Consider the following 12,869-nt stretch of genomic DNA (forward strand, 5'->3'; position numbering starts at 1 on the left):
GTCAGGCCCCCAGCGACGTGACCGCGACCGCGCGGAACGAGATCCCGTGCCGCTTCTGACCGTTGAACTCGTTCTCCCAGTCACGGGCCTTCAGCCCGGTCACGGCCACCGGCGTCCCCGGCACCAGGTCCGACGGGACACCGGTCTCGGGAACGGTGACCTGGTAGAGGTTGCCCTCCCCCTCGTCCGAGACGAGCAGGCCGACCGTCGACAGGGCCCGGTTCTCCTGGTCCACGGCCCGCTCACCGGTCCGCTTGTTGACCAGCTTCGGCTCCGGCGCGGTCGCCACGAACACCACAGCGGTCGAAAGGTCGATCTTGAAAGACGGCATGAGCACATCCCTCGTTCAGGAGGCCGCCCGATGCGACCTCTCTAGACATCTCCAGGAAAGCGCACATGTCTAGAGACGTCAAGGGAGATGTCTAGAGACGTTTCTGGAACCGGATTGGGACTACACGCACAGGGCAGGCGCCTCACACATCACCTAGGCTGTCTAGAGAAGAGAGGAGGGCTCCCTTATGGCCACCACCGACGACGACCGTCGGCCGAAGTACCAGCGGATCGCGGACTCTCTACGCGAGGCGATCCAGTCGGGCGAGTACGGTCCCGGTGATCGGCTTCCGGGAGAGAACGACCTCATGGCCACGCACGACGTGGCTCGCATGACGGCACGTCAGGCCTTGGGTGTGCTCAAGGACGAGGGCATTGCCGAGTCCCGCAAGGGCGCCGGTGTGTTCGTACGGTCCTTCCGCCCCTTGAGGCGCCGAGGCATACAGCGCCTCTCACAGGAGCAGTGGGGAAGCGGTCGATCCATCTGGTCTGCCGACATCGAGAACCGCAAGCTTGTTGTGGATCAGGTGACGGTCTCGGAGGAGGCCGCGCCCGAGCAGATCGGGCAGGTGCTTGAGCTGGGGGATGGGGACACCGTCTGTGTACGGCGTCGGCGGTTCGTCTTGGACGGGAAGCCCGTTCTTCTCGCGACGAGTTATCTCCCCACGTCCGTAGTCGCAGGTTCAGCGATCACGCAGGAGGACACGGGCCCCGGCGGCACATACGCCAGGCTCGCCGAACTCGGCTACAAGCCAGTGCACTTCCGCGAAGAGATCCGCTCGCGCATGCCCACGAAGGACGAGGCGGAGCAGCTGAGCATCTCCGCAGGTACGCCAGTCATCCTCATCTGCCGAACCGCGTTCGCGGACGAGGGCCGCCCCGTGGAGATCAACGAGATGACGCTCGACGCCGCCTCGTACATCCTGGAGTACGACTTCGACGCGTGACCCAGCGTGAGCTGTTACAGGTTTCTCTACCTCATCAAGCCCCGGCTGCGCTCCGCTCCGCCGGGCGCGCTTCCCGGCTCTGGCTGCGCCCGCGCTCCTGCCTTCGGCCCGCTCGGCGCTGCCGCCGCCGACGCGCGCCCACATGTGGATAGGGCCGGGTGGCCATGAGTCGATCACCGCATAGCGCGGCAACGCTCAAAGCAGTGCCTCCGGCGGGGGCGCTCAGGCTCCGAGATGGACGGGGCGCCGTTCGCGAGTGCCGGCCGAGTTGTGGCGTGCGCGGGGAGCTCCCATCCCGTCTGCCATCGACCCAGGCAGAGCCGAGCAGACGCGGCCCATGGCGTCCAGGTCGTTCGTACAGTGGCGCGCTCCACCTGGACGCCATGAACCACGCCCGCTCCACGGTGTGTGGGTCGACGGCAGACGGGATGGGAGCTGGGGTTCGATGTGGTTTAGGAAGAGTGATTGGTGCGGAACTCAGACTTCCTAAACACACTCCTTCAGAGCCACCCGCACTTTTGCGTTGAACCGCCAGACAAGCAGTGAACGCGTCGGACATACTGCCTTCGGGTCAAGTCCCTCTCTTGTGCATCGAGTTGATACTGACAAGAGAAGGGAGACGCCCGTGCGCCCTGCGCGAACGTGGCGGCGCCTCTCAGAGGCGCTTCGATCCAGGTTGGCAGTGGTTGGGGGACACCCCACCAAAGCCTTCGGAGCAGTGCTCGCGTGGTTTCGGTCTCTTAAGACCAGCGACCGCGTGCAGTGCTGGTTCCACCAGGTGTCGGTCCAGGTAGTTGGCGCTACCACTTCCGCTGTCCTGGTCTGGGCACTGACACGCGGTCGCTAACTCACGGGCGGCCCCTCGCTCTGCCGACACTGTGGCGCGGGGGGCCCGTCCATCATGGTGCACGCCGGGCAACTGAAGCCCGACCTCACCCTAATGCATCCGGAGATGCATTAGATGTGACACGAGATTAGCGCTCACCAAATTAGCGCGCATACGGTTTCGCAAGACTTAGTTGGAAACCTAGATACAAACTAGCTAGCCAACTATTGAGTGTACAAATGTGCACCCAAATGGTTCGAGCAAACCAAAGTTTGGCGCCCTCACCGGCTATGTCCTCAGCAGGAAGCTACTCCAGCCTTGTATGGCGTGCCCCAACCGTGCCCGATCGACCGGGGAACCACGGAGAACGACAGTCATTGGCGGGGAGCGAACAAGGCAAGAGCCTCCGACCGTTTTCGCTGGTCAGAGGCTCTCACGTTGCGGTGGGTGTGGGATTTGAACCCACGGTGACATCGCTGCCACGACGGTTTTCAAGACCGTTCCCTTAGGCCGCTCGGGCAACCCACCTCGCCCCGCCCACCTGGGGCGGAGCGGCTACAGCCTACCGGCCGCGCGGGCTGCGCGGGGTGCGTGGTCCACACGGGGCCCAAGGGCTCCGCCGCCAGGACTTCTTGGCGGGCGGAGCCTGTCGTCCGCGTGCGGCGCCGTCGGGGTCAGCTGTCGCCCGTGCGGGAGCCCAGGGTCAGGTCGACCGTGCGGGACTGGCTGCCCCGTTCGTAGGTGATCGTGACCTTGTCGCCGGGCTGGTGGGTCCAGATCTCGCCGATCAGGGTCGGGCCGGAGTCGATCACGCGGTCGTCGAGCTTGGTGATGACGTCGCCGGGCTTGAGGCCGGCCTTGGCGGCGGGGCCGCCCGGCTCGACCGCGTCCGAGCCGCTGGCGCCCTGCTCGGTGATCTTGGCGCCGTCGGTGGTGTCCTCCAGGGAGACGGAGGCGCCGATCTTGGCGTAGACCGGCTTGCCGGTCTTGATCAGCTGCTGGGCGACGTACTTTGCCTGGTTGATCGGGATGGCGAAGCCGAGGCCGATCGAGCCGGACTGGCTGGTGCCGCCCAGGCCGTTGGCGGCTGACTGGATCGCGGAGTTGATGCCGATGACGTTGCCCTGCGCGTCGAGCAGCGGGCCGCCGGAGTTGCCGGGGTTGATCGAGGCGTCCGTCTGCAGCGCGCTCATGTACGAGGCGTTGCTGCCGGTGCCGTCGCTGGAGGCCACCGGGCGGTTCTTGGCGCTGATGATGCCGGTGGTGACCGTGTTGGAGAGGCCGAAGGGGGCGCCGATCGCGATCGTCGAGTCGCCGACGGCCACCTTGTCGGAGTCGCCCAGTGTGAGCGGCTTGAGGTCCGACGGGGCGTTCTTGAGCTTGATGACCGCGACGTCGTAGCCCTGCGCGTTGCCCACGACCTCCGCGTCGTACTTCTTGCCGTTCGCGAAGGTCGCCGTGAGCTTGCCGCCGTCGACCGCGTCGGCCACCACGTGGTTGTTGGTGACGATGTGGCCCTCGGTGTCGAAGACGAAGCCGGTGCCGGTGCCGCCCTCGCCGCCGCTGCTCTCCGCCTGGATGGTGACGGTGCTCGGCAGCGCCTTGGCGGTCACGCCCGCGACGGTGCCCGGGTCGCGCTTGACGGAGCCGCCGCTGTCGGGGGCGGAGACGGTCGTCGAGGAGGTGTTCTCGTTGTTCTTGGCCAGGGTGTAGCCGAGACCACCGCCCAGGCCGCCCGCGACCAGCGCGGCGATGAGGACCCCGGCGAGCAGTCCGCCCCGCCCGCGACCGGACTTCGGCGCGGGCTCCTGGTAGGTCGTACCCCAGCCGGAGCTCGCGCCGAAACCACCGGCGCCGAAGGCACCCGCACCGGCACCACCCGCGGTGGCACCGCTGTCGGCGTACGGCGGTGTGCCGGGCGGCGGCGGGGGCGGCCACGACGCGTCGGGGGCCGAGTTCTGCGGAGCAGGAGCAGAGGCGGGGGCAGGAGAAGGGCCCGGGGCCGGCTGCTGGACTCCGTTCGAGGCGCCCTCGGCGGCAGGCGGCTGAGAGCCCTCGGAGGCAGCGGGGGCGTAAGGCTCGGTGCCGGTCGAGCCCGCCGGGGCATCACTCGGCACCGGCGGGATCGGGGCGGTCGGGGCGTCACCGCCCTCGGGAGCCGGGCGCTCCTGGGACGCCGGAGCAGCAGGAGCATCCACCGGCACGGGGGGTGCGGACGGGGCCGGGGGTACCGCGGCGCCCTCGTTCTCGGTGCTCACAGCTTCTCTCCTCGATCCACGGCTGTTGATATCGGTCGCACTCGGTCACGCCCGTTCACGCTGGCCAGTAATTGTCGGCTGTCGGTGCGCTTCAGCTCTGCATGGCTTTTTGTATGCCGTCAGCTTTTCCCACGGGCCGTCAGAGCACCATAAGCGGTCGCTGTGGGTCCACGGCCATTCTTTATATAGGTCATGTGAGACTTAACCGGCACAATCCGAGCGTCTTTACGACTCCTCCGGTCCCACGCCTACCCCCGCTCGGTGGCACCATGACGCGGTGACCCACGCACGGCAGCAGCAGATCCGAGTCGTCGCCCATCGCGGAGCCTCCGAGGACGCCCCCGAGCACACCCTGGCCGCGTACAAGAAGGCCATCGAGGACGGTGCGGACGCCCTTGAGTGCGACGTACGCCTCACCGCCGACGGTCACCTCGTGTGCGTCCACGACCGTCGCGTCAACCGTACGTCCAACGGCCGCGGAGCGGTCTCGGCGCTGGAACTCGCCGAGCTCGCCGCCCTGGACTTCGGCTCCCGCAAGAACCGCGACTCATGGAAGAACCGGGCCGAGGAGCCGGACTGGGAGTTCCGGCCGGAGGACCCCGAGGACACCTCCGTACTCACTCTGGAACGGCTGCTGGAGCTCGTCGCCGACGCGGGGCGGCGGGTGGAGCTGGCGATCGAGACCAAGCATCCGACCAGGTGGGCGGGGCAGGTCGAGGAACGGCTGCTGCTTCTGCTGAAGCGGTTCGGGCTCGACGCGCCTGCCTCGGCCGCGGAGTCCCCGGTGCGCGTCATGAGTTTCTCCGCGCGCTCGCTGCATCGCGTGCGTGCCGCCTCGCCCACGCTGCCCACGGTCTATCTGATGCAGTTCGTCTCACCGAGGCTGCGGGACGGACGCCTGCCGGCCGGCGTCCACATCGCGGGCCCCTCGATCCGGATCGTGCGCAGTCACCCGGCCTACGTGGAGCGCCTGAAGCGGGCCGGCCACCAGGTGCACGTCTGGACCGTGAACGAGCCACAAGATGTGGATCTCTGTGTCGAGCTGGGCGTCGACGCCATCATCACCAACCGCCCGCGCGCGGTGCTGAACCAACTCGGCCGCTGAGACACGGGGATACACAGGGATGCACGGGGAAACCCCTAAAACCCCTTCAACTCCTGCGCAACCCCTTGACCTCTGAGCCCCTCCAGCCCCATCCTCCACTCTCGGCCACACCTACGAATTCCAGCCATCTCGATTACAGGGAGTGCTCCGGCGCGTTCGGTCCGTATTCGATCGTTCTGAATGCGTCCCCGGACCTTGGTTGGCCGGTTTCCGGTACAGGCCAATGGGGCATCCACACCGTGGCGTGGGGCAAAGGAGGTCTCGGGGGTGGCGTTGGTGGTGGCACAGGAGGTGCCCACGTCGTCGAGCATGGCCGTTCCCCATGGCCCTGCGGGCGTGGGGAAAGCGCGGCACCGTATGCGCTCTCAGTTGCGCAGGGGGGGCGTGGCGGAATCGGTCATCGACGATGCCGTACTGATTCTTTCCGAACTCTTGAGCAACGCGTGCAAACACGGCCGACCGCTGGGTGACGCGCTGTCCGGGGACGGCGACGTCCGTGCCGCATGGCGCATGGAGGCGGGCGGCAGACTCACGCTGGAGGTGACGGACGGCGGCGGACCCACTCGCCCTGCTCCGGCCACGCCCTCGGTCACCGCGCACGGCGGCCGCGGGCTCAACATCATCACCGCCCTGGCCGACGACTGGGGCGTACGGGACGACGCCCGCGGCGAGGTCACGGTCTGGGTCGTGGTCCACGACGCCGTTCATGATCCGGATGCCGGGCACCGCCGCGACAATTTCGCTACGCGCGTCGCAGCGCCGACCGTGGGCGCGATATCCGGCCTCGACTTCGCGGACGCCTTCGACGATCTGGACTGAACGCACGGGGCTGAAACAACTGCACGGGGCTGAAGCAACCGCACGGGGCCGAAGCAACCGCGTGGGACTGACGGAACGGCACAGCCCTGGAGCAACTGCCCAGGGCTGAGGGAACCGAGGGAAACAGAACCGGACACATCGGTGTCGACCGTCGCTCCGCCTCGCCGCGAAGCGCCACCGCTCCCGGCACGACCCGTGGGTTGTCCACAGCCTCCCGTCGACCATGGCGTGAACGGCTAGGCTCGCGCCCGTACGAGACGAGCCGTAACCGGGAGACACCCACGATGGCCAAGAAGCGACCCCAGACCAAGGCAAAGCGCCCGCAGATCATCGACGGCGAGGTCGCGGTCGTCGGCGCACGCGAGCCCTGCCCCTGCGGCAGCGGCCGCCGTTACAAGGCCTGTCATGGCCGGTCGGCCGCTCATGCGGTGACCGAGCTGGTGCAGCGCCCGTTCGACGGGCTGCCGGGCGAGTGCGACTGGGTGGCCCTGCGCGAGCTGGTGCCCGCCGCCACCGTCGAACTGCCCCTGAAGGGCGGCCTCCCCGAAGGTGTCCCGTCCGTCACGCTGGCCACGGTGCTGCCGATGGCCTGGCCGGCCCTGCGCCGCGACGACGGCTCGGTCCTGCTCGGCCTGCAGAACGACACGGCGTCGGGCGACATCAGCCGCGACCTCGCCGACACCCTCCAGCAGGCGCTCACCGCGCAGCCGGGCACCCCGGTCCAGGGCCGCCGCGCCCCGGCCGACGGTCCGCGGCTGCAGGATCTGCTCGACCCCGAGGGCGCCTTCGAGCCAGTTGTTCACTCCGGCTTCGAGTTCTGGGTCCCGGACGCGGAGAACGCCACTCCGGACGTGGCCGCCTCCCTGGAGCGGGCCAACGCCGCGGCCATCCCCACCGTCAAGCTCACCGGCGTGGACGCCGCCTACTGGTGCGAGACGCCGGACAAGAACCACCTGCGCTGGGTCATGCCGCACCCCGAGGAGCAGCTTCTGGACGCTCTCGCGCGGCTGCACGCAGCAGGGAAGTCGAACCTCGGCGAAGGCACCCGCCTCGTGGGCTCCTTCCGCGCTCACGGCCTCACCGTGCCGGTCTGGGACCTGCCGAGCGGTGTCGGTGCGGAGGACGTGGAGAAGCCGGCGGCGGAGTTCGCCGAGCGTCTCGCCGCGGCCCTGGCCACGGACGCCCCGCTCACCGCGGACGAGCGTCGCGCGCGTGGCGGCCTGACCAACCGGCAGGTCACGCTCAGCTGACGGGGGACTCGCTGATCGGGTGCGGCTGAACGACCGTTCAGCCGCACAGCCCCCCTCGGGAGGGGTGAATCCGATCACAACTCCCATGCGGAGCAAGGGAATCCGTGACTGGAAAGCCCGGATCGAATTTGCGAACCGCCGATCTCTTGTTACCGTTCCATTAGCCCGGTTGCTGGTGCATCCCCCGTCGCCAGCAACCGGGTCTTTCCATGTGCGCAGACCTTTACGGAATGACGTCACATGTCAACGGCCCGTGCCCGCCCCTGATTTGTCCGGTGCGGAGTTGCTCGCGGAACGCAGCAACAGCGCCCCGCGGCCGGCCCGCTCGGCGAACTCCGTGACGGCCGTGTAGGCGCCCGCTTCTCCACGCGTGCGCTCCCTGGGCGTCTCGCAGGTCCCCGGCTCGTCCTCGGCACCCACGACGCAGCGCATCTGCAGCGTGCGTCCACCGGGCCCCATGAGGCTCAGCACGGAGTCCAGCGCGCCGCCGGTCGCATTGCGGAAGTAGGTGCGCGCCCAGGTGTCCTCACCCTGCGTGAGGACGCAGGTCTGCGCCTCGATGCCCTCGGGCGAGGTGAGTTCGGGACCGCAGCGGACGGCGGTGGCAAGGCCCAGGTCGAGCAGCAGCGGAGAGCCGGTGTCAGCGGCCGACGGCGCCTTGGCGTCGCCGCGAGGTGACGGACGTACGGTGCCGTCCTTCGGGGCGGGCGGGGAGGACCGTACGGCATCACGCGCGGGCGCCCCCACGGCGGCGCGGCCCGCTTCGACGACCTGGCCGGCGGCCGCCCAGGCCAGTGGCAGGGCTACCGCGGCCGCCGCGACGGACGCGAGGGCGATCAGACGGATTCTTCTGTGCTTCGGCCCGCGGCGATGCGATGACGGTGCCCGGTTTCCCCTGGAATGACGCGACATATAGCGGAACATAACGACCGCGCACGTGTGCACCGTTCCGCGCGCGCCGGAGAGCCCTACAACTCGGGCGCGCTCACACCCGTACGAGTGAGGGCCTCGACCACGGCGTCCACCACGGCCTCCACATCCGGCACCCACGGGGAGGCCGAGCCGGGCAGCGGGGCGCGCTGCCAGCTGATGGGGCCCTGGCCCGTCTCGGACGGGGGCAGGGCGATGTAGCCGCCCTCGCCGTGAAAGCGCAGGGAGCCGGGGACGAAGTCCTTGGCGTACAGCAGTTCGCCCAGCTGTTCCATCGAGTACGGCTTCACCAGGATCGCCCAGCGAGCGGGCGAGGCGACGACCGGGCCGAGGCGCATGCCCATGCGGTCGAGTGCGGTGAGTGCGTGAGCGGCCGGCAGGGCGGGCAGGCTGACCGCGCAGGGAGCCTGGCCGCCGGTGGCGAGGATGATCGGCGCCGTCGGCCGATTGGTCCACCACCAGCGCAGCATGCGCTCGTCGGTGGTGGCCGCGAGGAGGCCGGGGTCGAAGGGGTGCGCGCCGGGCACCGTGCAGTCCGGGTCGGGGCAGCCGCAGCGGGAGTGCCCCTGCGGGTGCGTCGTCACGCCCGGGAGTACGGGCCAGCGCCATTGCGTCGCGAAGGTCAGGGCCGCGCTGATCTGCTCAGACTTCCCGTCACCGCGCAGGAGCCTGCGTCGCTTTCCGAGGATCTCGCGCATGAGCGCTCGTTCCTTTCCGTTGCACCGCTGGCAACACCGTGGTCCACATCACACCATGTGTCGATCACTTCACTGTGCGTACCTGTTGGCGCATCACACCCCTGCACTGAGCAGGGGGAACCCCTATGGGTCGAGCGTTGGCTGCGTCCGCGGCAGCCTCGTCCATACTGCGTGTACCAAAAGCATGGGCGTGGCGTGGGGTGGCGAAGTCTGGCGTTTTGCCGTCGCGCGTATTTCTCTTCGCCTCCGCCACGGGAGGATGGGGCACGATCGTCAGTGGCTAAGACGCCCGGGTCCGTCACCAGGTTCCGGGCGGTTGTCCACCACCCCTGGCCTTCACCGAGTACGTACCCATCACGACCGCTGTGACGCTCCGTCGAGCGAAACCAGTCGACCGCAATACCCCGTTCCCTGAGGCAGTTTTAAGCCAACTTTGCCTTTACGCAAGAGGTCTACCAGGAGTGTTCGGGTGACCCACGGACACCAAGAATCCCGGCAGGACAATGCTGGACATCCCCTTACGAGTGCGTGTACATGTGGAGACACTGCTAGCGGCGCAGAATGACATGGGGGTTTGCGATGCTTTTGAGCAATACGCACCGGTCGGAAAGCCGGACGCCATGAACGCCCCTCACCCTTCGAAAGTGGCCGGAATCGACTCCACGGTTCCCTCGCCCGCACACACTGTCGCGCCCGCGCCCGGGGCCTCGGGAACCCCAGCGGTTCCCCCACCGAACCCGCCGGGCGCACTGCTTCAGGACCGTCTCGCCGGTTGGGTCTCGGACCTCACGACGCTCCATGAACTCACCGAACGCCTGGCGCGCACGGACGCACTCGACGATGCCCTCCAGGAACTGCTGCGCGCCGGATCCGCCCTCGTGGGCGCCCGGCGCGGTCTTGTCGTCCTGGAACCCGCCGACCGTCTCGGCCCGGACACGACCATCGGACTGGGTCTCGCGCGCGCCGACCTCGGGCACATCGAGACCGTGCCGCGCAGCTCCCTTTCGTACGGCAGGATCCTCGACGGACTGCCCGGTGGCGACGGCGAGATCGCCGAGCCCGACCTCTTCGCCGAGGACAAGCTCGACCCCCGCCACCGCGAGGTGGCCGCCCGCCTCGGCTACGCCGCCAGCTATGCCCTCCCGCTGTCCACCGATGCCGCCGGCCGCCTCGGTGCCGCCGTCTGGCTGTACGACGAGCCCGCCGAACCGGTCGAGCGCCGGCGCCACCTCGTCGGCCTGTACGTCCGCTACGCCACCGAGCACCTGGCCCGGCTCCTCGAGGTCGAGCGCACGCGCACGGCCATGCGGACGATGGCCGAGGAGCTGCTCCCCTCCCGTCTGCCCCGCATGGCCGGCGTCCAGCTCGCCGCGCGGCACCGCACCGGCCCGCGCGGGGGCGGCGACTGGTACGACGCGCTGCCGCTGCCGGACGCCGCGCTCGGCCTCGCGGTCGGCTCGGTGACCGGGTCCGGGCCCAGCGCCATCGCCGCGATGGGCCGGCTGAGGGCCAGCCTGCGGGCGTACGCCGTGATGGAGGGCGAGGACCCGGTCGCGGTCCTGTCCGACCTGGAACTGCTGCTCAGACTCACCGAGCCGGCCCGCTCCGCCACCGCCCTGTTCGCCTACTGCGAGCCCTCCCTGCGCAAGATCACGCTCGCCGGTGCCGGGCACACCCCGCCGCTGCTGATCGGCGATCGGCGCACGGAGTTCGTGGAGACGTCCGTGTCCGCGCCGCTGGGCATGCTCGCCTGCTGGGAGGCGCCCAGCGTGGAGCTGCTGGCGGAAGCCGGAGAGACGGTTCTGCTGTACACCGACGGGCTGCTGCACCGCACCGGCGACCCCACCGACCGCGCCTTCGCCCGCCTGCACGCGGCGGCGGCCGGAGTGCCGAGGGCGATCCGGCACGACCCGGACGCCGTCGTCGACCACGTCCTGCGGACCGTGCTGCCGGGCGGGGTGGACCAGGCGGACAGCGAGGAGGACGTCGTCCTGCTGGCTGCGCGCTTCGAGTAGCGGCCCGTGGCGTGTCGGTCACTCACCCATAACAGGCGCGTGGCCTGCGTCATAGCACCGGCGGGCATCCTGCCCATCGGCCCCGGGTTCCGTCCTGTACGACCGTACGATGGACGGGGTCCAGTGCCGTATCGAGGAGGATGACCGTGGCCGACGAGCTCACCCCGGCCGAGTCCATTGCTGCTACCGCAGCGGGCCCGGAGACCGAGTCTGAAGAGCCGATCAAGCAGCGCAAGAACGGCCTCTACCCGGGCGTGTCCGACGAGCTCGCCGAGAACATGAAGTCCGGCTGGGCCGACACGGAGCTGCGCGGCCTGGAGCCGATTCCCCAGGCCGCCGAGACCGCCGCGCGACGCGCCGCGCTGTCGGCGCGGTTCCCGGGCGAGCGGCTGGTGATCCCCGCGGGCAACCTGAAGACGCGGTCGAACGACACCGAGTACCCCTTCCGGGCGTCGGTCGAATACGCGTATCTCACCGGCAACCAGACCGAGGACGGTGTGCTCGTCCTAGAGCCCGCCGCCGAGGGTCACAAGGCGACGATCTATCTGCTGCCGCGCTCCGACCGCGAGAACGGTGAGTTCTGGCTGTCCGGCCAGGGCGAGCTGTGGGTCGGCCGCCGGCACTCGCTCACCGAGGCGGAGACGCTGTACGGCATCCCCGCTTCCGACGTGCGCGAGCTGGCGGACGCGCTGCGTGCGGCCACCGGCCCGGTGCGGGTCGTCCGCGGCTTCGACGCCGGCATCGAGGCCGCGCTCACCGACAAGGTCACCGCCGAGCGCGACGAAGAGCTGCGCGTCTTCCTGTCCGAGGCCCGGCTCGTCAAGGACGAGTTCGAGATCGGTGAGCTGCAGAAGGCCGTCGACTCGACCGTGCGCGGCTTCGAGGACGTGGTGAAGGTCCTCGACAAGGCCGAGGCGACTTCCGAGCGCTACATCGAGGGCACGTTCTTCCTCCGCGCGCGTGTGGAGGGCAACGACGTCGGCTACGGCTCCATCTGCGCGGCCGGGCCGCACGCCTGCACGCTGCACTGGGTGCGCAACGACGGGCCCGTGCGCTCCGGTGACCTGCTGCTGCTCGACGCGGGCGTCGAGACGCACACGTACTACACCGCCGACGTCACGCGCACGCTGCCGATCAACGGGCGGTACAGCGAGATCCAGAAGAAGATCTACGACGCCGTGTACGACGCCCAGGAGGCCGGTATCGCGGCCGTGAAGCCGGGTGCGAAGTACCGGGACTTCCATGACGCGTCGCAGCGGGTGCTCGCCGAGAGGCTCGTCGAGTGGGGGCTTGTCGAGGGGCCGGTCGAGCGGGTGCTGGAGCTCGGGCTCCAGCGGCGGTGGACGCTGCACGGTACCGGGCACATGCTCGGCATGGACGTGCATGACTGCGCTGCCGCGCGCGTGGACTCGTATGTCGACGGCACGCTGGCGGCGGGCATGGTGCTGACCGTCGAGCCGGGGCTGTACTTCCAGGCCGATGACCTGACGGTGCCGGAGGAGTACCGGGGTATCGGTGTGCGGATCGAGGACGACATCCTGGTGACCGAGGACGGGAACCGGAACCTGAGCGCTGCGCTGCCTCGGCGGTCGGATGAGGTCGAGAACTGGATGTCCTCTCTGAAGGGCTGAAGTTTGATCGATGGCCGGATACCAAGAGGTGTCCGGCCATCATTGCTGTCTACAGGCAGT

At 69.1% G+C, this 12,869-nt stretch carries 10 protein-coding genes and 1 tRNA gene; 6 read left to right on the top strand and 5 right to left on the bottom strand.

The window, feature by feature from the left end; genetic code table 11:
- Nucleotide 1: 1 nt before the first annotated feature.
- Nucleotides 2–331: a hypothetical protein gene (locus AB5J55_RS20645; protein ID WP_330355114.1), complete on the bottom strand. Its 330-nt coding sequence runs from the start codon at nt 329–331 to the stop codon at nt 2–4.
- 187 nt (nt 332–518) lie between these two features.
- Here AB5J55_RS20645 and AB5J55_RS20650 point away from each other — a divergent pair, with 187 nt between their 5' ends.
- On the top strand, nt 519–1,277 hold the full coding sequence (locus AB5J55_RS20650) for a GntR family transcriptional regulator (RefSeq protein ID WP_369272096.1): 759 nt from the start codon (nt 519–521) through the stop codon (nt 1,275–1,277).
- A 1,267-nt stretch (nt 1,278–2,544) separates the two neighbouring features.
- Here the strand turns inward: AB5J55_RS20650 and AB5J55_RS20655 are convergent.
- A tRNA-Ser gene (locus AB5J55_RS20655) sits at nt 2,545–2,631 on the bottom strand.
- A 146-nt stretch (nt 2,632–2,777) separates the two neighbouring features.
- Nucleotides 2,778–4,361, bottom strand: a complete 1,584-nt coding sequence (locus tag AB5J55_RS20660) for a trypsin-like peptidase domain-containing protein (protein ID WP_369272097.1) — start codon at nt 4,359–4,361, stop codon at nt 2,778–2,780.
- 277 nt (nt 4,362–4,638) lie between these two features.
- On the opposite strand from AB5J55_RS20660, the gene AB5J55_RS20665 reads away from it, so the two are divergent.
- The 3 genes from AB5J55_RS20665 (at nt 4,639) to AB5J55_RS20675 (ending at nt 7,535) form a co-directional block, all read left to right on the top strand.
- Complete coding sequence (locus AB5J55_RS20665) at nt 4,639–5,466, top strand: glycerophosphodiester phosphodiesterase (RefSeq protein WP_369272098.1); 828 nt, start codon at nt 4,639–4,641, stop codon at nt 5,464–5,466.
- 180 nt (nt 5,467–5,646) lie between these two features.
- On the top strand, nt 5,647–6,285 hold the full coding sequence (locus AB5J55_RS20670) for an ATP-binding protein (protein ID WP_369272099.1): 639 nt from the start codon (nt 5,647–5,649) through the stop codon (nt 6,283–6,285).
- A 284-nt stretch (nt 6,286–6,569) separates the two neighbouring features.
- On the top strand, nt 6,570–7,535 hold the full coding sequence (locus tag AB5J55_RS20675; protein ID WP_369272100.1) for a DUF5926 family protein: 966 nt from the start codon (nt 6,570–6,572) through the stop codon (nt 7,533–7,535).
- 243 nt (nt 7,536–7,778) lie between these two features.
- Here AB5J55_RS20675 and AB5J55_RS20680 read toward each other — a convergent pair whose 3' ends face one another.
- Nucleotides 7,779–8,447, bottom strand: coding sequence for a hypothetical protein (locus tag AB5J55_RS20680; RefSeq protein ID WP_369272101.1), 669 nt, complete (start codon nt 8,445–8,447; stop codon nt 7,779–7,781).
- Nucleotides 8,448–8,503: 56 nt separating this feature from the next.
- On the bottom strand, nt 8,504–9,163 hold the full coding sequence (locus AB5J55_RS20685; protein WP_369272102.1) for a bifunctional DNA primase/polymerase: 660 nt from the start codon (nt 9,161–9,163) through the stop codon (nt 8,504–8,506).
- A gap of 503 nt (nt 9,164–9,666) precedes the next feature.
- Here AB5J55_RS20685 and AB5J55_RS20690 point away from each other — a divergent pair.
- Together AB5J55_RS20690 and AB5J55_RS20695 are read left to right on the top strand one after the other, a co-directional pair.
- Nucleotides 9,667–11,178, top strand: a complete 1,512-nt coding sequence (locus AB5J55_RS20690; protein ID WP_369272103.1) for a PP2C family protein-serine/threonine phosphatase — start codon at nt 9,667–9,669, stop codon at nt 11,176–11,178.
- A gap of 140 nt (nt 11,179–11,318) precedes the next feature.
- Nucleotides 11,319–12,809, top strand: a complete 1,491-nt coding sequence (locus tag AB5J55_RS20695) for an aminopeptidase P family protein (protein ID WP_369272104.1) — start codon at nt 11,319–11,321, stop codon at nt 12,807–12,809.
- Nucleotides 12,810–12,869 lie beyond the last annotated feature (60 nt).

The sequence above is a fragment of the Streptomyces sp. R11 genome (assembly GCF_041051905.1).
GTDB lineage: Bacteria > Actinomycetota > Actinomycetes > Streptomycetales > Streptomycetaceae > Streptomyces.